The 22,870-nt window shown below is 64.2% G+C and carries 19 protein-coding genes; 17 read left to right on the forward strand and 2 right to left on the reverse strand.

Annotated features, from left to right (window positions below; all coding sequences use genetic code 11):
• Nucleotides 1–218: 218 nt before the first annotated feature.
• Nucleotides 219–1,169 (reverse strand): LysR family transcriptional regulator, encoded by a 951-nt coding sequence (locus tag A5481_RS32315; protein ID WP_167350086.1) that lies wholly within the window; start codon nucleotides 1,167–1,169, stop codon nucleotides 219–221.
• 328 nt (nucleotides 1,170–1,497) lie between these two features.
• On the opposite strand from A5481_RS32315, the gene A5481_RS11180 reads away from it, so the two are divergent.
• The 6 genes from A5481_RS11180 (at nucleotide 1,498) to A5481_RS11205 (ending at nucleotide 9,223) form a co-directional block, all read left to right on the forward strand.
• Nucleotides 1,498–2,271, forward strand: coding sequence for a carboxymuconolactone decarboxylase family protein (locus tag A5481_RS11180; protein WP_048435821.1), 774 nt, complete (start codon nucleotides 1,498–1,500; stop codon nucleotides 2,269–2,271).
• A gap of 166 nt (nucleotides 2,272–2,437) precedes the next feature.
• On the forward strand, nucleotides 2,438–3,655 hold the full coding sequence (locus A5481_RS11185; RefSeq protein ID WP_048435820.1) for an ABC transporter substrate-binding protein: 1,218 nt from the start codon (nucleotides 2,438–2,440) through the stop codon (nucleotides 3,653–3,655).
• Nucleotides 3,656–3,744: 89 nt separating this feature from the next.
• Nucleotides 3,745–4,629 (forward strand): branched-chain amino acid ABC transporter permease, encoded by an 885-nt coding sequence (locus A5481_RS11190; RefSeq protein ID WP_048435819.1) that lies wholly within the window; start codon nucleotides 3,745–3,747, stop codon nucleotides 4,627–4,629.
• Nucleotides 4,626–6,446 carry a branched-chain amino acid ABC transporter ATP-binding protein/permease gene (locus A5481_RS11195; RefSeq protein WP_048435818.1) on the forward strand — a complete coding sequence of 607 codons (1,821 nt, stop codon included), beginning with the start codon at nucleotides 4,626–4,628 and terminating at the stop codon, nucleotides 6,444–6,446. The genes A5481_RS11190 and A5481_RS11195 overlap by 4 nt, the downstream gene beginning before the upstream one ends.
• Nucleotides 6,439–7,146: an ABC transporter ATP-binding protein gene (locus A5481_RS11200; protein WP_048435817.1), complete on the forward strand. Its 708-nt coding sequence runs from the start codon at nucleotides 6,439–6,441 to the stop codon at nucleotides 7,144–7,146. The genes A5481_RS11195 and A5481_RS11200 overlap by 8 nt, the downstream gene beginning before the upstream one ends.
• A gap of 202 nt (nucleotides 7,147–7,348) precedes the next feature.
• Nucleotides 7,349–9,223 (forward strand): flavin-containing monooxygenase, encoded by a 1,875-nt coding sequence (locus A5481_RS11205; protein WP_082173322.1) that lies wholly within the window; start codon nucleotides 7,349–7,351, stop codon nucleotides 9,221–9,223.
• 836 nt (nucleotides 9,224–10,059) lie between these two features.
• Here A5481_RS11205 and A5481_RS32320 read toward each other — a convergent pair.
• A complete protein-coding gene (locus A5481_RS32320; RefSeq protein ID WP_167350085.1) occupies nucleotides 10,060–10,842 on the reverse strand; it encodes an IclR family transcriptional regulator domain-containing protein in 783 nt (260 codons plus the stop codon).
• 137 nt (nucleotides 10,843–10,979) lie between these two features.
• On the opposite strand from A5481_RS32320, the gene A5481_RS11210 reads away from it, so the two are divergent.
• The 11 genes from A5481_RS11210 to A5481_RS11260 all read left to right on the forward strand — a co-directional run bounded on the left by A5481_RS11210 (nucleotide 10,980) and on the right by A5481_RS11260 (nucleotide 22,684).
• Nucleotides 10,980–12,209: an ABC transporter substrate-binding protein gene (locus A5481_RS11210; RefSeq protein ID WP_048435816.1), complete on the forward strand. Its 1,230-nt coding sequence runs from the start codon at nucleotides 10,980–10,982 to the stop codon at nucleotides 12,207–12,209.
• A 68-nt stretch (nucleotides 12,210–12,277) separates the two neighbouring features.
• A complete protein-coding gene (locus tag A5481_RS11215; protein ID WP_048435815.1) occupies nucleotides 12,278–13,231 on the forward strand; it encodes a 3-carboxyethylcatechol 2,3-dioxygenase in 954 nt (317 codons plus the stop codon).
• A 37-nt stretch (nucleotides 13,232–13,268) separates the two neighbouring features.
• Complete coding sequence (locus tag A5481_RS11220; protein ID WP_064503951.1) at nucleotides 13,269–15,101, forward strand: FAD-dependent monooxygenase; 1,833 nt, start codon at nucleotides 13,269–13,271, stop codon at nucleotides 15,099–15,101.
• Between the two features lie 48 nt (nucleotides 15,102–15,149).
• Nucleotides 15,150–16,028 carry an alpha/beta fold hydrolase gene (locus tag A5481_RS11225; RefSeq protein ID WP_064503952.1) on the forward strand — a complete coding sequence of 293 codons (879 nt, stop codon included), beginning with the start codon at nucleotides 15,150–15,152 and terminating at the stop codon, nucleotides 16,026–16,028.
• Nucleotides 16,029–16,038: 10 nt separating this feature from the next.
• The gene (gene mhpD, locus A5481_RS11230) at nucleotides 16,039–16,824 is read left to right on the forward strand and encodes a 2-keto-4-pentenoate hydratase (protein WP_048432295.1); all 786 of its coding nucleotides are present in this window, start codon (nucleotides 16,039–16,041) and stop codon (nucleotides 16,822–16,824) included.
• A 98-nt stretch (nucleotides 16,825–16,922) separates the two neighbouring features.
• Nucleotides 16,923–17,783 (forward strand): 2,4-didehydro-3-deoxy-L-rhamnonate hydrolase, encoded by an 861-nt coding sequence (locus A5481_RS11235; RefSeq protein WP_048432296.1) that lies wholly within the window; start codon nucleotides 16,923–16,925, stop codon nucleotides 17,781–17,783.
• Between the two features lie 4 nt (nucleotides 17,784–17,787).
• The gene (locus A5481_RS11240) at nucleotides 17,788–18,549 is read left to right on the forward strand and encodes an SDR family NAD(P)-dependent oxidoreductase (protein ID WP_048432297.1); all 762 of its coding nucleotides are present in this window, start codon (nucleotides 17,788–17,790) and stop codon (nucleotides 18,547–18,549) included.
• A 173-nt stretch (nucleotides 18,550–18,722) separates the two neighbouring features.
• Entirely contained in the window at nucleotides 18,723–19,883 is a 1,161-nt protein-coding gene (locus tag A5481_RS11245; protein ID WP_156311718.1) for an FUSC family protein, read from the forward strand.
• 141 nt (nucleotides 19,884–20,024) lie between these two features.
• Entirely contained in the window at nucleotides 20,025–21,044 is a 1,020-nt protein-coding gene (locus A5481_RS11250; RefSeq protein ID WP_245238634.1) for an alcohol dehydrogenase catalytic domain-containing protein, read from the forward strand.
• A 5-nt stretch (nucleotides 21,045–21,049) separates the two neighbouring features.
• Entirely contained in the window at nucleotides 21,050–21,583 is a 534-nt protein-coding gene (locus A5481_RS11255) for a cupin domain-containing protein (RefSeq protein ID WP_048432299.1), read from the forward strand.
• 90 nt (nucleotides 21,584–21,673) lie between these two features.
• Nucleotides 21,674–22,684, forward strand: coding sequence for an ABC transporter substrate-binding protein (locus tag A5481_RS11260; RefSeq protein WP_167350028.1), 1,011 nt, complete (start codon nucleotides 21,674–21,676; stop codon nucleotides 22,682–22,684).
• Nucleotides 22,685–22,870: the final 186 nt, after the last annotated feature.

Below are 22,870 nucleotides of genomic sequence, written 5' to 3' on the forward strand. Positions count from 1 at the left end.
CTGAATGCGTCAATGCACTAGGAGCGCGCTAAATAGCTGTTTGGAGCGCGCAACGCAGCTGATCGCCGTGCTGCGCTGGCAACGAGACGCGCCGATCAGTTCCGTTTAACGGAACATACCCGTTTGCGATTGTGGCATCATGCTTATACGGATAGGGGCAATACAAGCGAAGTTACTGCGATCTGCTAATTTCTGTAGCACAAATTAATATGATTTGTTTATTTAAAATCATTAATTACAGTATCTTGATCCCAATCATAATGTGCAGGCATCGCTGAACGGTTGGCACGCACAAGATGATCGATGAATGCTCTGATTTTTCGTGGTGTGTAGCTCGATCTTTGGAATACCGCGTAAATTTGATGGTCAAAGATTGTTGGAGTGACATCAATGTCAGGAAGGATGCGCTGAAGTCGACCCGCAGAAAGATGGTCAGCAACGGTCCAGATTGGCAGCAAAACTATTCCCAGGCCTGCTAGAGCTAGATGGACCAGTAGATTAGTGTTGTTAATCTGTACCGTGCCGCGGACCCGCACCTCTTGATTTTGGTCGTTATTCTTGAAGCGCCAGATCGCATGACCGTCTTCGAAACGACCATCAAGCGGCCAGCTAAGGCAATTGTGTGATCTGAGATCTTCTGGGCATCGAATGGGAGGACGGGCGCTGAGGTAGGCAGGCGAGGCGAAGAGGATCCGTGGGTCTCCTGATGCGATCTTGCGGACTGCAAGTTGCGGCTCGTCGAGGTTGCCGAGGCGAATGGCGACGTCGATATTGTTTTCGACTAGGTCACGCGATTCTTCGGTAAGCCACAAGTTTACCCTCACATCGGGATAAGCACTGAGAAAGCTCGGCAGTACAGGGATGACAAAGTGCTCCGCGACTGAGACGCGAGAGTGAACGTGGATCACGCCGTGAGGAGATGCCTGATGCTGGGAGACGCGGTCGGTGAGTTCGTCGAGTTGAGATAGGATGGCCGAGCCGCGCTCCCGGTAGAGCTGGCCTATCTCCGTCAACGCGAGCCTGCGGCTTGTTCGATTGATCAACCGAACCCCGAGTTCCTGCTCAAGCGCATTGATCTGACGTGACACCGAGGCAGGGGAAAGGCCGCAGGAGCGGGCAGCGGCGGAGAGACTGTCCGACTCCGCGACGCGCATGAACAGCCGCATCATATGTAGCGTTTCCATCCCCAACCTCGTCACCCCACGTGCCGATGTTAGCTCACCGTCGCTGTTCGTGAATATGGTCACGGAGACGGATCAGCGGCGCAGCCTGGGCAGCGCGGTTTGAAAACGCTTGGCATCGTTGCAGATTGCGTAAAGATCCTGCGCGAATGAAGGGCTATCATCGTCGCGCAACACGCATATCGTGCGCATGGCGATCCTGGTTCACGGGACGCCATTGGGGGCAGCCAAGCGCTGCCTCAGGGTGGAAACGAAGGCCTCCTCCGCGCGAGCCGAAGCGCTTCGCGGCAGACGAGGCCGTGCGGGAGGCTAACCGATGGCCGCTGAGCCGGATCGTCTTGCGCGCCTTAAGGAAGAGTTCATCTCCTCCCGCGGCCATTGGAGCAGCCTCTGGGGTGAGATGCTTCAGCTCGATGCCGATTTCTTTGAGAGCTACTTGCGTCTCGCTGCCGTTCCCTGGCGCATCGGCACCTTAAGCTCGAAGACAAAAGAATTAATTTGCATCGCCGCCAACGCGTCGACGACGCACCTCTACAGTCCGTCGATCCGGATCCATATGCGAAACGCTCTCAAATGCGGCGCGACGCAGGACGAGATTATGGAGGTCATGGAACTGGCCGCGGTGCTGGGCATCCACAGCGCGACGTCCGGCGTCCCGATCCTCATCGAGGAACTCGAGGCGGCCGGGCGCGGCGGGGAACTCGCTTCCCTCGAACTCGGTCCGCGGGAACATGAGCTCAAGGAGCGGTTCACAGCCAATCGCGGCTATTGGAGCGACGTGTGGAATCACGTGCTCCGCCTGTCCCCCGACTTCTTCGAGGCATACCTAGAGTTTTCTTCCGTCCCATGGCGTTCTGGATGCCTCGAACCCAAGACCAAAGAACTCATATACATCGCGATTGATGTCTCGACAACCCACCTATACGATCCAGGGACACGCATCCACATCCGCAATGCGCTCGGCTACGGTGCGACGGCGAAGGAAATTATGGAGGTCTTCGAGCTTGTCAGCGTTCTTGGCATCCACACCCTGACCGAGGGCGTACCTATCCTCGTCGAGGAGGTCGCGAACGTTCGGGATGGCCAATAGCCGTCGAAGGGTAGTCAGTTCACCCGTCTGACAAGCGAAACGACACCGGTCATCAGCGCTGCGCGCAGTAGGGAGACTGGATCTCGGATCGATACGATTAATAAAGGACCGGCATATCCGGGAAATAATTGAGCGCTTCTTCGAAAGCGCCACAGGGAGGAAATCCATGTTGCAGCATTTCAGAACGGTCGCCGTTACCTGCACGACATTCACCACGGCACTAGTCGCAGGTCCGGTCGTGGCGCAGGATAACGGCCCGGTTAAAATCGGCTTCACAGGCGCTTTGACTGGTCCATACAACGAGTATGGCGAGGGATTGCGGCGCGGGATCACCCTCGCAGTGGAGGAATGGAACAAGCGCGGCGGCGTGAATGGCCGCAAGGTCGAGTTTCCCGAACCCCTCGACGACCAGCTGGTACCTGATCGTGCGGTGCAGAACACGCGGCGGATCCTCGACGACAAGAGCGTCCAGCTGATCGTCAGCCCGTCCGGCAGTGGACCGACGCTCGCCGTCGTTGACATGGTGATGGCTGACGGCCGGCCGTTCTGCAATGCGCAGGCCCAGGCACCCACCATTGTCTATCCGAACGGTCGCGACAAGCCGCCGCGCAAGAATATCTTCTCTGTCTCGATCTCAAACACCGTCGAGGCGGAGAAGCTCGGTCAGGTACTTGGTGGTAAGTTCAAGTCGATCGGCGTCCTACACGAAAGCACTGGCTATGGCGTAAGCGGCGCCGATCTCGTGAAGAAACAGATCGCCGCCGGTGGAACAGCCAAGATTGCTACCGAGTCCTACAATCAACGTGCGCAAGATATGACGGCGCAGCTCGTCCGGCTGCAGCGGTCAGGTATCGACGCGCTCCTGGTGATCGGTCTCGGCGCGGACTTTGCAGTCATCCGCAAGAACATGGTGCGGTTGAAGATCGAGGTGCCGCTCTACGGCTCGGCCGGCGCCATGACGGTTCCCTTCATTGAGGGTGCGGGCGACCTCGCGGTCGGCACCTACGGCGTCAATGCCTTGGCCCTCGGTGAACGCCCGATGGCGCCGCTCGCCAAGAGCTTCGTCAATCTCTACCGCGCGAAGTACGGCATGGACCGCTGGTACGGCGCAGATCCGGAGAACCCGCAGATCTCGCTGGCGACCTCGGTGGGGTCGGGCTTCGACTGCGCGAACGTGCTGCTCGACGGGGTCCGTCGCGCGGGCTCGACTGAGCCGGAGCGCGTGCTCAAGGCCCTCGCGGAAACCAAGGGCCTCGAAGGTGTTTCGGTGAAGTCTATCTCGTTCGACCCTAGCGATCACACCGCGCTCAAGCCGTCCGATCTCGGGGTCTACCGGCTCGCGAAGTCGGGGGAGAAGATTGTTTTCCAGCTCTCCGCAGACTGACAGACGAGGAGCGACCGGTCGCACTCCGCCGCGACCGCGATCCCGCCTTCCCCATCGGTGCAGGTGTTCTCAGACTGATCGCGTGACGCATGGATTTTCTTTTCTCGCTCCTGATCGCTGGTGTGAGCGTCGGCTCAGCTTATGCGCTCGTCGCCATCGGCTTGAACATGACGTTCTGGACGACCCGCACGCTCAATTTCGGACAGGGCTCGCTGATGATGCTCTGCGCGATGCTTACGGCATTCTTCGCCTCACAAGGCGTCTGGCTCGCGCTCGCAGTTGTCGCCGGCTTGGCGGTTGTCGGCCTACTCGGCATCTTCATCGAGCGTTTCGCCGTGAGGCCCGCCTTGAAGACCGAGGGCAGCATGGGCTGGATGGTCGCTACCCTCGGCTTCGGCACCCTCCTGCAGGGCATTGCTGCCAAGTATTTCGGCTCACAGGCCGTGGCCTTTCCGGAGGTCGTGTTCAGCGCATCCGACACAGTGACGATCTTCGGGCAGCCCGCCGCCCTTCAATATCTCGTCATCTTCGTGCTCGCGGTCGGCCTCGTCGCGCTGCTGGAACTGTTCCTGGGCAAGACCATCTGGGGCCAGGTCATTCGGGCTGTCTCGTTCGACCAGGAGCTCGGCCGGGTTCAGGGAATGCCGGTCGGAGCGATCATCCTGCTCTCCTTTGTAGCCTCAAGCGTGCTCGCCGGTGTCGCCGGCATGCTGATTGCCCAGATCGGCGGCACCGTCGATCCGGCCTTCGGCTTTGATCTGGTTCTGCTCGGCTTCGTGTCGGCGGTACTCGGCGGCATGGGCAGTTCGGTCGGCGCGCTCGTGGGCGGCATCGTCGTCGGGGTGCTGAGCAAGCTCGTCGGCGGATACATCTCCACTGCAGCCGAGCACGGCATCGCGTTTGCGCTTTTGATGGTGATGCTCGCTGTCCGGCCGCAGGGCCTGTTCGCCCGCCCGGAGGCTGTGAAGGTATGAGACGCGTCCGCTCCCATCTGTCGCGCCTCGTGCGCCACCCGCTCGCCCATGCAGCCGTGGTGCTGGTCCTCGCCGCGATCTCTCCGCTCCTGAGCGATGGGTCGGTCCAGATCCTCTGCTTCGTCCTCGTCGGCATCATCTTCGCGCAGAGCATCAACATCCTGACCGGCATTGCCGGACAGATTTCGCTCGGTCACGCCGGCTTTTTCGGTATAGGCGCCTACGGGGCGGGCATCCTGGCCAAGTCGTACGGCCTCGAGTTCTACCTTACCATTCCGATTGCCAGTGCCCTGTCGGCTGCGGCCGCCTACCTCCTGTCGTTCCCGGCTGGCCGCGTGCGTGAAGTCTATCTCGCAATGATGACGCTCGGCTTCGGCATGATCTTCTTCGAGGTCGTGCGGGAGTGGAACGACCTCACCGGCGGCACAATGGGCCTTCCGGGCGTGCCGTCCGCGAGCTTGCGGACATTGACAGCGCTCGGCCGGCCGGTCGGCGTCGCGACCTACTTCGTGATCCTCCTCCTCGCGACGACGCTGTTCCTCATCATCATGAACAACATCACGCGCAGCCGGATCGGCCGCGCCCTGTTCGCGATCCACCACAGCGAGATTGCGGCCGGTAGCCTCGGCATCTCCCGCAGCGGCGCAAAGCAGCTCGCCTACACCCTCAGCGGCGCTGCAGCGGGTCTGGCGGGCGGGTTCTACGCGCACCTCGTCGGCTATCTGGGTCCCGATAGCTTCAACCTGCACCGTTCAATCGAAGTTCTGGTCGTGGCGATTGTCGGCGGCCTCGGCTCGATCCCCGGGCAGATCATCAGCGCGACGATCTTCACGTTCCTTCCGGAAAAACTGCAGGTCTTCGCCGAGTACCAGTTCATCGTGTACGGCCTCATCCTCACCTTCTCGCTTCTCGTGATGCCGCGCGGCATCGCCGGGCTGCTGCTCGATCCGCCGCGCTTCATCCGGTCGGCCGCTCGGACGAGGGCCGGCCGGGGCGACGGACCGCCCGTCGCGCTGCGGCCCGTGGCGGCGCGGGCGCCGGGTGGAGTGGTGCTGTCAGCGGACAGTGTGACGATGCGGTTCGGCGGCCTCACCGCACTCGACGACGTCTCCCTCGCCCTCGCCCCGGGCAGGATCACGGCCCTTGTCGGCCCGAACGGGTCCGGCAAATCGACATTCGTCAACGTCGTAAGCGGGCTCTACCGGCCATCCGCCGGCCGCGTGACCTTCGAGGGCCGCGACATCACCGGGAAGCCCGACTTCGAGATCGCCCGTGCTGGCCTGATACGAACGTTCCAGGACCCGCGCCTCGTACCCAACTTCACGGTGCGCGAGAACCTGATGCTCGGGGCCCATCGGCTCATGCGCGGCTCCGGCCTCGCCGCTGCCCTCGCCCTCCCCTCGGCGACCGACGAGGAGGCCCACGTCCTTAAGCGGGTCGAGGCCGTTCTCCGCCTGATCGATCTTGAGGCGGTCGCCGACCAACCTCTCGCTTCCCTGCCCTACGGCTACCGCCGGCTCACGGATGTCGGGCGTGTGCTCCTCGCGGAGCCTACAGCGATTCTTCTCGATGAGCCCGCGGCCGGCCTCGCCGAGCCCGAAATGGAGCGCCTCTCCAAACTGATCCGCGACATGCGCGGCATGGGGATCAGCGTCCTCCTGATCGACCACCACATGGATTTCCTCTCGGATCTCGTCGACGATGTGATCGTGCTGGATAGCGGGCGCGTGATCTATCACGGCTCCATGGCGGGGATGCGCCAGGACAAGACCGTCGTTGCCGCTTATCTGGGTGCCGAGGAGACGGTCGATGCTTGAGGTCCGCGACGTCAGCGTCGCCTATGGCGCGATCGAGGTTCTGCGCAATGTCAGCCTGTGCGCCGAGCCGGGGACGACGACGGCGGTGCTGGGTGCCAACGGCGCGGGCAAGTCCTCGCTGCTGCGGGCCATCTCGGGCGTCGCGCCCGTGCGATCCGGTTCCATCCTGTTCGACGGGCAGGACGTTACGCAAATCCCGGCGCATCGGCGGGCGCGTCTCGGCCTTGCGCATGCGATGGAGGGCCGCCGCCTCTTCAAGCCGCTATCGGTGCAGAACAATCTGCGCCTGTCCTGGCAGTTCGGGGCCAGGGCGGTCCCATGGCCGACCGCATTGCGGGACGTCTACGACCGTTTCCCCATCCTCGCCGAGAAGGCACATGTGCCCTCTGGGCTCCTCAGCGGCGGGCAGCAGCAGATGGTCATCATCTCCTGCGCGACGATCAGGTCGCCACGGTACCTGCTCCTCGACGAACCGTCATTGGGGCTCGCACCGATCATCGTGTCCCAAATCTACGAGTTCATCACGGATTTCGCCCAGCGGTCCGGCATTGCCATCGTGCTGGCCGAACAGATGGCCACCCTGGCCCTGAAGGTCTCGGATCGCGGCTACGTCCTCAGGCGGGGACGCGTCGTACAGCATGGCGACAGCCGCACTCTCCTAGCCAATAGCGCCGCTTCGCTGACAGCAAGTTACCTCTAGATCTCTCGTCATCAATACCGCTTAGCTGCCATCGGTTTGCTGGAACAGCTTTGGATGCTTGTACCATCTTTGCGTTCTGCGCACACATGGTTGTCGCATCGCATTGATGACTGAATACCGGTGAGCAGCCTATCAACCGTGCAATGGCCGCATCGTAGCTACAAACATTTCGAATACCATAAAAAAATAGGAGTAGATCGTCATGAGATCCGACCTCTCATCGCTTGATGCTGCCCTCCCAACCACCGCCGAGGGAACCGCGGCCACTAAGGACGTCCTAGTATCTGGCGGGACGCCTGAAACGACGGAGCAGGCCCGTCTGCGAGCCGAGACATGGCTGCACGGGTTCGAGGATGCTCTCCGCTCCGGCGACGCCACCCGCATCAGCCGTTTGTTCCACGCCGAGTGCCACTGGCGCGACGTGCTCGCCTTCACGTGGCATTTCTCGTCCGCGCAGGGCCGAGACGCGATCGCCAAAGCTCTCGTGGCGGAGCAGGACCGTGTCGATGCCCGCGCCTTCCACGTGCCGAACGCTCGCCTGCAACCGCGCACCGTGACGCGGCTCGGCGTTGACAGCGTGGAAGCGATCTTCGCGTTCGAGACTACGTTCGGCACCGGCGCCGGCCTCCTGCGTCTCTCGAAATCACGCGACGACGGTGAGATGCGGGCCTGGCTCCTCTCGACGACGCTCGAAAGTCTGCGCGGACATGAGGAACGCGTCGGCGCCAACCGTCCGAGCGGGGCGGCTTACTCGCGCAACTTCGGCGGCGACAACTGGGCCGACATGCGTCGACGGGCGGTAGCCTACGAAGATCGAGATCCGACGGTTCTAGTGATCGGAGGGGCACAGGCCGGGCTCTCGATCGCCGCGCGGCTCAACCAGCTAGGCGTCGACACCCTGGTGGTGGAGCGGTGGGATCGAATCGGGGATAGCTGGAGGCGACGCTACCACTCTTTGGCACTCCATAACTCGACCCATATCAACCATTTGCCGTACATGGACTTCCCGCCGACCTGGCCGCTCTACATCCCCAAGGACATGCTGGCGAACTGGTTCGAGTTCTACGCGGATGCCATGGAGATCAATTGCTGGGTGGGCACAGAGTTCGTCGGGGGTAGCTGGGACGAAAACGAGGGCCGTTGGACCGCGCGGCTAAGGCGGGCGGACGGGAGCGAGCGCGTCGTCCGGCCCCGCCATCTGGTTTTTGCCAACGGCGTCAGCTCGTTCCCCATGGTTCCCAACCTGCCGGGCTTGGGTGAGTTTGCCGGGGAGATCATGCACGCCGAGGAATTCAATACGGGCGCGGCCTGGACCGGGAAGCGCGCACTCGTGCTTGGGACTGGTAGCAGTGGAAACGACATTGCGCTTGATCTACACAGCAACGGCGTGAAGACCACCTTGATTCAGCGAGGCTCTACCACGGTGGTTTCGATTGATCCGAGCGCCCGTCTCAACGAGTCGGTTTGGGACGAGGGCGGCGCTCTGGACGACAGTGACCTGATTGTTGCCTCCGCGCCGCCAGCTCTCGTTATCGCTGGCTACAAGGCAGTGACGAAGCGCATGGCCAAGCTCGACGAAAACTTGATCGCCGGTCTTAAGGCGATCGGATTTAAGCACGATTTCGGCGATGACGAAACCGGGCACCAGATGAAGTATTTCCGGCGCGGCGGCGGCTACAACTTAGATGCCGGAAGTTCCGCCCTATTGATCAAAGGCGAACTCGGCTTGCTGCAATATGATCGCATCGAGCGCTTCGTCGCCAAGGGAGTGCGATTGAAGGACGGCACTACGGTTTCAGCCGACCTCATTGTTCTAGCGACCGGCTACTACCCCCAGGAAGAGCTGGTTCGTCGCACGCTCGGTGACGAGATGGCACAGCGCATAGGACCAGTGTGGGGTATCGATAAGGATGGCGAACTGGGCAACATGTACAAGCGCACGCCACAGCCGGGTGTTTGGTTCATTGCCGGCGGTTTGCCCCAGTGCCGCATCAACTCCAAGTACCTTGCGCTTCAGATCAAAGCGATGGAGATTGGAATCTTGCAGCCATTGGGAGCAAACGATCACCGAGCCTGATTCAGATCTTCTAATGTTCTATCGGTGGCGGAGCCGCATGCGGGTCGACATGCAAGCCAGGTTTCCAATCTAGACGGCGCATGCATGGCAAAAGGCGTACGATGCCATTGAGGGCACGATTGCCTAAGTAGGCGTGCGATCCTCCGATTGGAGCAACCAAAAGGTCCAGAATACGGCCATAAACCTCTCGGCTTACGAGGCCTTGCTGGCAGTGCTGATACGCTCGGACCGAAACTGTCGTGCTGGGCTTAGAATACCCCAGGACTGACGGGACCGCGCGGGGGCGTCTCGAGCAGCAGGACGCCTTTCGAACGCGCTGTACGACGCCCCCAGTGTGTCCGGGCTGACTGCCCTCCCCTACACAGGAGCACAGGTCCAAGGCTGGCGCCCGGAAAGCTGCGCGCAGTGAGAAGAGCATCATCTCCTCGTCTCTCTGCGCGCTCACCATTCAAAGCAGCAGTGAAGCCCCAAAAGGCTCTGCTGCTATCGTCCACGTCGATCAGCGCAGCAGCTGAAGGATGCCCTGGCTAGCCTAGCTGGCCAGGAACAGCGTCGACCTGTCAGAATTCCCAAGGGCTTCACGACCGTTGAGCGGGCAGCCAACGTCAAGGCAACGATATCTTTCCGTTAAACGGAAGTGTCTCGGTTTATTATCGGCAATGCCACCAAATCTTACATGTCGGCTATGCGCCAGGAACCGACTTTCGCGCCAAGCTCTCAAAGCGCCTGCTCTACACTTGATAGCGGTCCTTGCGAGATCGGCCGTCAAACATGTATTCATTTCACGATATAATTGGAATTATTAACGTTGAGCGACATGCCGAAAAATGGCATTATTAGTCCGCGGACGTGACATTGATATTAAGATCCATTCGATCTTCGATTTTTGTCACAGCCGCGTGCAGCGCACCAACATATCGTTCTGCTGCTGTTTGGGGATTTATGGACGTTTTGAAAAATATGATGTTCAAGCTGCCTACAACTTTTCCCTGAGCGCGGATCGGGAGTGCAATCGCACTAATATTGGTTTCTGTCTCTCCCACCGATGATGCGTAGCCATCGCGCTCGGTCTGCCGGATTATATTCTCAATATAAGTTCTGTCTGTTGCCAGGGTGGCGTCGTCATTTTTTGAAGCTGCAGCGATCTCCAACATGTCGCGCCGAAGGTCAGTGTCCGCAGCTGCGAGAATGGCGCGTCCCAACGAGGTTCGGAGCAATGATCGGCGCCGGCCGATCATGGATCGATGAACGGAAAACGGACTGAAAGGATGTGTGCTCTCGCGGATCATCACCGACCCTGCGTCGAACACGCCGAAGTCGCTCGGCCAGTTCACCTCCCGAAGCAGATCGAACATCGGCGGTAGGGCCGCCTGACTTGACGCATCACGGGTCGTTAAACCGTCACTCAACTGGCGGACTTGCGGCGTCGGACTAAATTGGCCGCTGTTCTCGTCGTAGGTCACGAACCCGTCAGCCTTGAGCGTTTCGAGCAGACGGTACGTGGTCGTGCGATTGAGCCGTGTGCGGCGGGCCAGATCGTGTGCCGAACTCGGTCCTCCGGCATTCAACTCCGCCAGGAGTGAGAGCCCTCGTGTGAGGGCGCGAACCGGTGGGTGCATCCTGGCCTCCTGTTCATGGGGTGAACAGTTCCTAATCGATGCTGGCATCGGCGAGAAGGCCCGTCCAAATGTGCCAGGCATCAGCCGCGGGACAGCGGGCCGACAAGTCAAAGATAAATATCTAGGGAGAAACAACGATGCGTGGCCAACGGGCGATGACGGCTGCTGCCGCTTTGCTGCTGTCGAGCGCCTTCACATCCGGGCTTCTTGCCCAGAGTGGATCTCAGAAGACCTCCGGCTTGAGCGATGGAAAGGTCAAGATCGGTGTTCTAACGGACTTGAGCGGCCCCGCATCGACGGCGAATGGCATGGGATCCGTCGTGGCTGCTCAGATGGCGGCGGAGGATTTCGGTGCCGGTCTGAACGTCGAGGTCGTCTCCGCCGATCACCAGGGCAAGCCCGATGTCGGTTCCGCCGTCGCCGGTCGCTGGTTCGATGTCGACGGCGTCGACGTCGTGGCGGACATGCAAGGCTCGCCGATCGGGTTCGCCGTGCAAACCGTCGCGCGGCAGAAGAACAGGATCGTGCTTCTGTCGGGGTCCACATCCTCGGACTTCACTGGCAAGGCGTGCTCGCCGCTCTCCGTCCAGTGGACCGTCGATACCTTCGGTCTCGCGCAAGGCGCCGCTAAGGCGGTCATCGCCGCGGGCGGCACTAAGTGGCACTTCCTCACGGTCGATCAGGCTTACGGCCACGCCTTGACACGCGACACGATCGAGCAGGTCAAGAAGAACGGCGGCCAGGTCGTCGGCAATTCAGTCTTCCCCTCTCGCAACAGCGATTTCGCCGCCGTGCTGCTCACGGCTTCGAGTGCAGGCGCCAACGTGATCGCCATCGCCGCCGCCAGCGGCGACACTGAGAACGCGATGAAGCAGGCCGACGAGTTCGGCCTGACCAAGTCGGCCAAGATCGTGCCGCTGCAATCTGTGCTCACCGACATCAAGGCGATCGGATTGCCGATTGCCCAGGGGGCGTACGAGGTCGCTCCCTTCTATTGGGATCGCACCCCCGAAACCCGCGCCTTCGCTGAACGCTTCCTGAAGCGCGCCAAGATCATGCCGACCGGGTTCCACGCCGGCGTCTATTCCTCGGTCGCCCACTACCTCAAGGCCGTAAAGGCGGCGGGGACCGACGAGGCCTCCGCCGTTATGACGGAAATGGAGAAGCAGCGCGTACACGACTTCTTCGCCGAGGATGGCTACATCCGCGCCGACCGCAAGATGGTCCACGATATGTACCTTCTGCAGGTCAAGAAGCCGGGCGAGGCAAAAGGTCCCTGGGACCTCTACAACGTCCTACAGACCCTCCCCGGCGACACGGTGTCGAGGCCCTTGGCCGACAGCGAGTGCTCTCTCGTCAAGAAATAGTCTCAGCGTCGATCGCCCCAGACCCAGCCTCGTTACTGTCCACTAATGACGATCTACGGAGAACTACGATGTCGTTTGCCGTCGTCTGCGCATCCCATACGCCGCTGATGAACCGCGGTCCCGCCAGTAACGAGACGGAGGCCCGCGTAAAGGCGGCCTTCGAGGAGTTGGGCGCCTGGGTTCGCGCCTTCAAGCCGGATCTTATCGTCCAGTTCGCCCCGGACCATTTCAACGGGTTCTTCTACGATCTCATGCCGGCGTTCTGCGTCGGTGCCGGGGCCGTTTCGCTCGGCGACTGGGGCGGCGGCACCGGTCCGCTCCCGGTTCCCGAAGACATCGCCCTCGACCTCATCGATCACGTTAGGGCTGAGGATTTCGACGTCGCGGTGTCCTTCCGCATGCCGGTCGATCACGGCTTCGTGCAGATCTGGGAGGCAATGTTCGACGACTTCAAGTCGATCCCGCTGGTGCCGATCTTCGTAAACGGGGCGGCCCCCCCGCTGCCGACCTATCGCCGCTGCCGGCTGCTCGGGGAGTCTGTCGGCCGCTTCGCCCGAAAGACCGGCAAGCGGGTGCTCTTTGCGGCGTCCGGCGGCCTCTCGCACGATCCGCCGCTGCCGAACATCCGTACGGCCCCACCGGAGGTCCGCGAGCGCCTCATCGACGGCCGGAACCCCACCCCGGAGGCGCAGCACGCCCGTGAGGCACGCGTGCTCGAAGCGGGCGTTCTCGCCCACAAGGGCGAGGGACCCTGCCAGCCGCTCAACCCGGACTGGGACGCGGATTTCATGCAGATCCTGCGGTCGGGCGACTTCACCCGAGCCGACGCGCTCGACACCACGCAGGTGCGCGAGGCGGCCGGGCGCGGCGCCAACGAGGTCCTCTCGTGGATCGCGGCCTTCGGGGCCCTGTCCGTCGCCGGTCCCTACAGGGTCAAGCAGGACTTCTACGAAGCCATTCCCGGCTGGATCGCCGGCATGGCGATGATCGCGGCGCGCCAGGCCGACGACGCCCGACCGTAACCGACCGTCGCAACCAGAAAAAAACGGGAGGAGGTCCATGAGCGACCCGAGCACATTCGACACGGATGTCCTGATCGTCGGGTCGGGACCGACCGGGGCCACCGCGGCCCTCGCGCTCGCCACCTACGGCGTGCGGGCGCACGTGATCTCGCGGTGGAACTGGCTCGCCGACAGCCCGCGCGCCCACATCACCAACCAGCGCACGAACGAGGTGTTTCGCGATCTCGGGCTCGGCGAGGAGATTGAGCGCTACGCCAGTCCCTGGGACGTGATGGGGGACACCACCTTCACGACCAGCCTCGCCGGACAGGAACTCGTCCGCCTGCGGACCTGGGGCACCGGCGACGACCGCAAGGGCGACTACATCAAGGCGAGCCCCTGCGGCATGGTCGACATCGTCCAGCCGCTGCTGGAGCCGATCCTGTTCCGCACCGCCACCGAGCGGGGGGCGAGTTTCGCCTTCAACACCGAGTACCTGCGCCACGAGCAGGACGCCCAAGGCGTGACGGTGTTCCTGCGCGAGCGTCTCACGGGGCGCGAGTATACGATGCGCGCCCGTTACCTCATCGCCGCCGACGGTGCCCGCTCGGTGATCGTCGACGAATTGAAGCTGCCGGTCGAAGGCCAGATGGCGCGGGCCGGCACCGTCTACACCATCTTCAACGCGGACCTGACCCGCTACAGCCAGCACCGGCCGAGCATCCTCAACTGGATCGTCACGCCCGACGCGAGCTTCGGCGAGATCGGCATGGGGCTGCTGCGCGCCGTCAGGCCGTGGACGCAGTGGATCGCCGGCTGGGGCTTCGACATCAACAAGGGCGAGCCCGACCTGAGCGAGGCGACGGTCCGCCAAAAGATCGGTGTCCTGATCGGCGATCCGAACGTCGAGATCGACATCGTCAAGACCTCGATCTGGTACGTCAACCAGGCCTACGCGACACGCTACTCGGAAGGACGGGTGTTCTGCGGCGGCGACGCCGTCCACCGGCACCCGCCGTCGAGCGGGCTCGGCATGAATACCTGCGTGCAGGACGCGTTCAACCTCGCCTGGAAGCTCGCCTACGTCGTCAAGGGCTTTGCCGGAGACAAGCTGCTCGACAGCTACAGCGAGGAGCGGGCCCCGGTCGGCAAGCAGATCGTGCTGAGGGCGAACCAGTCCCGTCTGGATTACGCCCCGCTCAACGCCTGCTTCCGCGTGCCGGGTGCCGAGAACCCGGTGGCGGCCGGCATCGCGCGCTTCCGTGATCCCGGACCCGACGGAGTGGCGGCCCGCCGCGCCGTGCAGGATGCGCTCGACCTCAAGAACACCGAGTTCAACGCCCAGGGCGTCGAGATGAACCAGCGCTACGTCTCGGATGCCGTTTTGGCCGATCCGGCGCTCGGACCAGAGGAATGGGCGCGCGATCCTCAGCTCTACCTCCAGGCCACCACCCGTCCCGGCGCCAAGATCCCCCATGCCTGGCTCGTCGGCCGGGATGGGCGGCGGGTCTCAACCCTCGATCTCACCGGCCGCGGCGCCTTCACGCTGGTGACGGGGCTCGCCGGACAGGCCTGGGCCGAGGCCGCCCGGGGGCTTGGTCTGCCGTACCTGCGCGTCGTCGTGGTCGGTACGCCCGACGCTCAGGACCTCTACTGCGCCTGGCAGAAAGTTCGCGAGATCGAGGAAGCGGGTGCCCTGCTGGTCCGCCCGGACGGCCACGTCGCCTGGCGCCACGAAGCGGCGGTGGCCGACGCGGCGACCGCCCGGGCGATGCTGACCGAGGCTCTCGGCGCGGTGCTCGACCGCCCGCTGCCCTCCGGCACGCCTCAATCCGCCGGGCTGCACGACCACCCCGCCCCCGCCGGCAAGACCCCCGCCTTCGTCGTCTGAACGCGGCCCGCCTCTGGGTCGCAACGTTCCACCAACCGAGGTTCTCCCATGTCCGACGACCGTCCCGCGAACTTCTCCAGCGTCTGGTCCGACCTGCGCAATGTCAGCTTCAGCCAGGGCTTCCTGGATGCCGGCGGCATCCGCACCCGGTACATGCAGTCGGGCGACCCCTCGAAGCCGCTGGTGCTGGCGCTCCACGGCGTCGGCGGCCACGCGGAGGCCTATTCGCGCAACTTCGGGCCGCACGGCGAGCATTTCTGGTTCGTCGCCATCGACATGCTCGGCCACGGCTGGACCGACCAGCCGCCGATCGATTACCAGGTCAAGGACTACGCCGAGCACGTCCTCGCCGTCCTGAAGGCGCTCGGCCGCGACAAGGCCATGCTGACGGGCGAGTCCCTCGGCGGTTGGGTCGCGACCTATCTGGCCGTGCACCACCCCGACAGCGTCGAGAAGCTCGTCCTCAACACCGCCGGCGGTTGGACTGCCCATCCGGAGGTGATGGAGCGGCTGAAGCGCCTCTCGAACGAGGCCGCCAGCGACCCGACCTGGGCGCGGATCAAGACCCGCCTCGAATTCCTGATGTGCGACAAGTCGATGGTGTCGGACGACCTCATCGAGACCCGGCGGGCGATCTACGCGCAGCCCGGCTTCTCCGACACCATGCGGCGGATCATGTGCCTCCAGGAGATGGAGATCCGCCGCCCGAACATGATCACCGAGGCTCAGTACCGCTCGATCGAGGCGCCGACCCTCGTGGTCTGGACCTCGCACGATCCGACCGCGACGCCGGCCGAGGGCAAGCAGATCTCGGAGATGATCCCGGGCGCTCAATACGTGGTCATGAACGAGTGCGGGCACTGGCCGCAATTCGAGGATGCCGAGCTGTTTAACCGGCTCCACATCGACTTCCTGCTCGGCAAGTGAGGGAAGCGTCATGACGAATGCGATTGCGGTCGAGCTCGCCTCGGCGATCCGCGGCGCCTATGCGGGCGACTTCATCCGGCCGCTCCGGGACCGGCTGCCCGAGAATGACGTCGATGCGGCCTACGCGGTGCAGGAGGAGAACACCCGGCATTGGGTGGCGCAGGGGCGGCGGATCGTCGGCTGCAAGATCGGCCTGACCTCGCCGGCCGTCCAGAAGCAGCTCGGCGTCGACCGTCCGGACTTCGGCGTTCTCTTCGCCGACATGGCCGTCGGCGAAGGCGAGCCGATCGCGCTCACCCGGCTTCAGCAGCCGAAAATCGAGGCCGAGATCGCCCTGGTCCTCGGGCGCGATCTCGACATCGAGCGCCCGACCGTCACCGACATCATCCGTGCCGTCGACTACGTCGTCCCGGCGCTGGAGATCGTCGGCAGCCGGATCGCGAACTGGGACATCCGCATCGTCGACACCGTCGCCGACAATGCGTCCTCCGGCCTCTACGTGCTCGGCGGCCCGGCCCGTCGCCTGGATGGCATCGACCTGCGCGGGGCGGCGATGTCGATGAAGCGGGGGAGCGAGATGGTCTCGCAAGGCAGCGGCGCCGCCTGCCTCGGCCATCCGTTCAATGCGGCGGTCTGGCTCGCCGGGGAGGTGGCGCGGCGCGGACGTCCCCTGCGGGCTGGCGATACCGTGCTGACCGGCGCCCTCGGACCGATGGTGCCCGTCTCGCCCGGGGACGCGTTCGAGGCGACCATCGAAGGCCTTGGAAGCGTCAGCGCATCGTTCGCGGCCGCCTGAACGACCCAGATACCGCCACGTCCAGCGATGCGAGGCTCGGGGCCGCCCGTGGGCGCGCCTGGCCGACGCATCGCTCACTCTGATCGGATCATCACGCCATGAAGCTGTTGCGCTACGGCCGAGCGGGCCAGGAGAAGCCCGGCCTGCTCGATGCCGAGGGCCGCATTCGCGACCTCTCCGGCCACCTCGCCGATCTCGGCCCTGACGCCCTCGGTCCCGAGGCCCTGTCGCGCCTGAAGGCGATCGACATCGCCAGCCTGTCGGTCGTGGACGGCACACCCCGCCTCGGGACGCCGGTGGCGAACGTGGCCAAGTTCATCGCCATCGGCCTCAACTTCGCCGACCACGCCGCCGAGTCGAACCTGCCGATCCCGAAGGAGCCGATCGTCTTCATGAAGGCGATCACCTCGCTGTCAGGCCCGAACGATGCGGTGATGCTGCCCAAGGACTCGGTGAAGGGCGACTGGGAGGTCGAGCTCGGCATCGTCATCGGCACACGCGCTTCGTACGTTGAGGAGGCGCAGGCGCTCGACCACGTCGCCGGCTACTGCCTCGTCAACGACGTCTCGGAGCGCGAGTACCAGATCGAGCGCGGGGGCACCTGGGACAAGGGCAAGGGCTGCGACACCTTCGGTCCCGTCGGCCCCTGGCTCGTCACCTCCGACGAGGTCGGCGACCCGCAGAGCCTCGACATGTGGCTCGACCTCAACGGCCGGCGCATGCAGACCGGCAACACCCGGACGATGATCTTCACCTGCGCGCAGATCGTCGCCTACGTCAGCCGCTTCATGACCCTGATGCCCGGCGACATCATCACCACCGGAACGCCGCCGGGCGTCGGCATGGGGATGAAGCCCGAACCAGTCTTCCTGAAGGCCGGCGACGTGATGACGCTCGGCATCGAGAAGCTCGGAGAGCAGCGCCAGGATGTGACCGCTTGGCAGCGTCGAGAGGCGTGAGGCCATGACTATCCCAAACCCCTTCCCGAACCGCTTCGAGGGTCGCACGGCTCTCGTCACCGGCGGCGCCTCCGGCATCGGCCTGTCGGTCGCCGCGCGCCTGAAGGCTGAGGGCGCGACGGTCGCGCTCTGGGACCTCAAGCAGGAGGCCTTGGCGAAAGCCAAGGCCGCGACCGGCGCAACGGATGCCCGGGCGCTCGACATCGCGGATGCCGCTGCGGTCGAGGCCGCGATGCGTGAGACTTTGGCGGCGCTCGGCGGCCGGCTCGACGTACTGGTGTGCAGCGCCGGCATCACCGGGCCGAACACGACGGTGCGCGACTACCCCGTCGACGCCTGGCAGCGGGTGATCGACGTCAACCTCAACGGCCTGTTCTACTGCAACCGCGCCGCGGTGCCGGCGATGGAGGCGGGCGGCTACGGCCGCATCGTCAACGTCGCGTCGATCGCCGGTAAGGAGGGCAACCCCAACGCCTCGGCCTACTCGGCGTCCAAGGCCGGGGTGATCGGGCTGACGAAGTCGCTCGGCAAGGAGCTGGCCAAGAGCGAGATCCGGGTGAACTGCATCACTCCGGCGGCGGTGCGTACCGCGATCTTCGCCCAGATGACGCAAGCCCACATCGACTTCATGCTCTCGAAGATCCCGATCGGCCGCTTCGGCGCTATCGACGAGGTAACGTCGCTGATCTGCTTCCTGGCGAGCGAGGAGGCGTCGTTCTCGACCGGCGCGGTGTTCGACGTGTCGGGGGGACGGGCGACGTACTGAAGGCGGGCGGCTTGAACCCGTGCGCCCCTTTCAGCGACCTCCCTCTTTGTTCACGCAGTGAACACGCGGGAGATCGGGCTGGCTTCGGCCCCGGATGCCTTGGAGAAAGGTCCGATTAATCCCGGTCGGCCGGTCAGCTGTTCCACACACGCTGAAGAAGAGGAGTCGCCGTCGTGAGCACGCCTGACATCCGTCACTTGCCGGGACCGGACCAGGCAACTCGTGTGGGCGAGGCCGGCATGCCGAACCGGAGATCCGCGGCGGCCCATCTTCTTGGGGCACGGCAGTTCCGGGATGCGCTGGCCATCACGTCGCCGCCGTCGCTGACGATCGCCGTCGTCGTTGGCGTCCAGGCCGCCCTGTCGCTCGTGCTCGCCGCCTCAGCCTCCTGGGCTGCCGGCCACGCGGAACTCGCCTGCTTCTCCGCCCTGGGGTCACTCGCCTCGCTGTTCGGGCGGCATGTCGCCCCGTCGGAGCGCCGGCGCATCATCGCCGTCTGCGGCGCCCTGCTCGTCGCGGCCGTGATGGTTCCGGCGACCGCGTCCTTCCTGCAGGCCTCGGTTCCGGTGAGGTGCGCGCTCATCGCGTTCGCGGCCGGTGCCTCGACGCTGGCCGTGGCGCAGTGGCGCCTCGGTGGACCCGGCGCTATCATCTTCACGTTCGCGTTCGCGGGCTCGTTCGCGCCGACCGGATCGCTCGCGGAGATCGGGGCCCGCGCTCTCGCGGCAGCCCTTGGCGCAGCCCTGGCCTGGCTCGTCTGCGGCCTGACGGACAGGCTGCGTCTATCGGAAGTCCGGCGCCTGCGCCTGCCGGCGCTTTCCGCAAGACCGTTCAGCCACGAGGCCGTCGCGGCCGGACGCATCCTCGTCGGCGCGGCGATCGCGCTGGCCGTGGCACAGGCCTCGGGCTGGCGCTATCCGGGCTGGGCCGCTGTCGGTGCCTTGGCGGTGATGCAGGGAACGCACCTCCACATCACGGCGAGCCGCGCCCTGCAGCGGACGATCGGGACCGTGATCGGTGTCGCGGCGACGTGGATTATCCTCAGCAATACTATGGACTATTCTACACTTATCGCGATATCCGCGCTGTTTTTACTGTTGACGGAAACTATCGTCGGCTTCAACTATGGTCTCGGGCAGGCGGCCGTGACGCCCGTCGCCTTGCTGATGACCTACATCGCCGCTCCGCAACCACCGACGTCGCTTCTGGCCGAGCGGCTGTGCGAGACCCTGCTCGGGGCGATGATCGGCATCGTGCTGGCGATCGTGATGTCGTCGCTGGACGACCGTGTCCACCTCGACACGATCCGTAGAGGACGTGAGCCGTCGAAGTAGCCGCTCCCGCCCTGCACCGAACCAACCAAAATACGACAAGGAGGAGCGACCATGGGCATGATGAAAGCCGCGCGCCTGCATCGGATCGGCACGCACTTCTCGATCGACGAGATCACGCGGCCGGAGCCGCGGGCCAACGACGTGCTGGTGCAGGTCAAGGCGTGCGGGATCATCCCCAACATGAAGAACGTGATGTCCCACTACGCCGAGTGGTTCCCGTTCCTGCCGCTGCCGCCGCTGCCGGCGATTTACGGTCTGGATGCGGCCGGCGTCGTCGCCGAGGTCGGCAGCCAGGTCAAATCGATCAAGCCGGGTGATCGCGTCTACGTCAATCCGGGGGTCTCGTGCGGCTCCTGTCACGCGTGCCGCCGGGGCGAGCCGATCAACTGCGACGCCTACACATTTCTTGGGTATTTCGGCTTCGGCCCCCGGTCGAAGACGGTGTTCGAGGATTACCCGACCGCCGGCTTCGGCGAGTACATGACCGCTCCGGCCTCCTCCATCGTCATGCTGCCCGACGCCGTTTCCTTCGAGGCGGGCGCGCGCTTCGGCTATCTGGGTACGGCCTATTCCGCCCTGCGCAAGGCCGGTGCCCGGGCGGGGACCAGCGTGCTGATCAGCGGCGCCACCGGGACGCTGGGTCTCGGCGCCGTAATCCTCGCCCTGGCGATGGGCGTGACGAAGGTCTTCGGCACGGCCCGCAACAAGGAATTGCTGGAGCGGGTGCGCGCCATCGCGCCCGACAGGGTCCACGTCCTCCCGGCCGGCGAGCAGCCGATCGACGAGTGGGTCCGCGCGCGCACCGATGGGCTCGGCGCCGACATCTTCATCGATGCGGTCGGGCCGGGCGCCCCACACACGACGTCGATCGCGGGCATCAACGCGCTCCGGCGGGGCGGCCGGATGGTCGATATCGGCGGGATGGCCGAGCCGCTGCCCTTGGAGATGTTCAAGCTGATGTGCTTCCAGATCAGCGTGATCGGCTCCCTGTGGTTCAGCGTCGCCGAAGGCCAGGACATGGCCGAGATGGCCGCGGCGGGCACGCTGGATCTCTCGGTCTTCGAGCATCAACGCTTCGGGCTCGCCGAGATCGAGCAGGCGCTGGACGCCGTCGACCGGCGAAGCGGCGGCTTCACCAACACCGTCGTCATGCACGGGTGAGACCGATGTCGGACAGAACGCTCCACGTGGTCGCGAACCGGGACGGCCGTTCGGCCTTCGTCGACGTCAGGCCGCTCCCCTCGAACGCCTTCGCGGCGGTGCCCGGCTTCGATCCGGTCCTCGTCTGGGGAACCGAAGCGCAACCGTCCCTAGCCGGCGACCGCAGCGCGCTCGCCGCACGACCCGAGGCGACGATGCCGGAGGTCGGGGCTACGCGCCTCTGGCTGATCACCTTCCCGCCGGATGCCGTCTTTACCGCACCCACCTTCGATCCTGCGGCAGCGGGGCAGGAATACGGCGAGCGGCTGGGGAGCCTGGCCGCCTGCTTCGAGCCGGATCATCCCGGCATGCACACGACGCTGACGGTCGATTACGACATCGTCCTCGATGGCGAACTGACCCTCGAGATCGATGGCGGCGAGACCAAAGTGCTCCGCCCGGGCGACGTAGTCGTCCAGCACGGCACGCGTCACGCGTGGCGCAACCACACGGCCAAGCCCGCCACGTTGATCGCGGTCCTGATCGGCGCGAGCCGCTGAGCCGGGACGCCGAGGACCGGCGTCGAAGACCGAATGCGGGCGAAGGATCGCCCGCGCTCCGCCCATCGCGATCGCAGAAGGTTGACCAAGATGACCCGTTCCACCGCTGCGCGGCGGCCGAATGGCCGGCGCTTGAGCCTTGCCGCCTGCGTTGCGGCCTGCGGCGCGTTCGTTTCGACCGTGTCCGCCTTTGCCCAGGACCGTCCGACGCACAGGATCGGCTTCGTGGCGGGAGCGGGCGGCTTTCCTAAGATGGCGGTCACGAACCAGACCTTCTTCGACGCGCTCGCCGAAGTAGGCTACCCACACGGCAAGGTCCTCGATGTCGTCTTTCGCACGGCCGAGGGCAACATGTCGAAGATGCCGACTTTGGTGAAGGAGGTGCTCGACCAGAACGTTGAAATCCTCGTCGTGTCATCGTCGCCAGGTTGCGCTGCCGCCAAGGAGGCGACAGCGACGGTACCTGTCCTGTGCATTTCCGTACAGGACGATCCCATCAAGGCGGGTCTGACCACCAGCCTTGCCAGGGGGACAGGAAATGTCGTCGGCGTGCACAGCTACCTGGCCGACGGAATGGAGCAGCAGCTCGGATGGCTCCAGCGCCTCGTCCCGGACCTCCGCTCCATCGGGGTTCTATACAATCCCGGCAACGCGACACACGTCCGCCAGCTTGCGGAGTGGTCCATCCTGGCGGAAGGCCGCAAGGTCAAGGTCGTCGCTATGCCGGTAGCGTCGAAGAATGACCTCGATCCTGCGATCAAGGCCGCGAAGGAAGCCCAAGCCCAGATCGGGATCGGACTGCTCGGCGCCGACACGTACGCGCTACGCAAGGAGATCGCCGAGGCTGCCCGGGCGCAAGGTTTCCCGATCGCCATGGACACCCCCGGCGGCTACACCCATATGGGTGGCGTTGCCACGATCGGTGTCGACATCGTTCCCTACTATCGGCGAGGCGCGCTGGAGCAGATGGTGCCGATGCTCAAGGGCATCAAGCCAGCCGACTTGGCCTGGATCGGCCCGGATAAGATCGACGTTCGTGTCAATGGTGACGTCGCACGCGCCTTCGGCGTTCAGGTTCCGGCCGCCGTCCCCGTCGATTGATCATGCCTCCCGAAGATCTCTCATCGCTATACCTCGTTGCTCACCGCCGCAGCTATCGTGAGACAATCAGGTTCTACGAGAACGGCTTGGGTCTGAAACGGTTGCCTGGGCGATCTGGCGCGGCAATATTTGATTTAGGCGGCCGGCGTCTTGTTTTATTGAAGACTGACGAAAATCCGAGCAGTC

This window comes from Methylobacterium platani, from assembly GCF_001653715.1.
GTDB classification, from domain to species: domain Bacteria; phylum Pseudomonadota; class Alphaproteobacteria; order Rhizobiales; family Beijerinckiaceae; genus Methylobacterium; species Methylobacterium platani.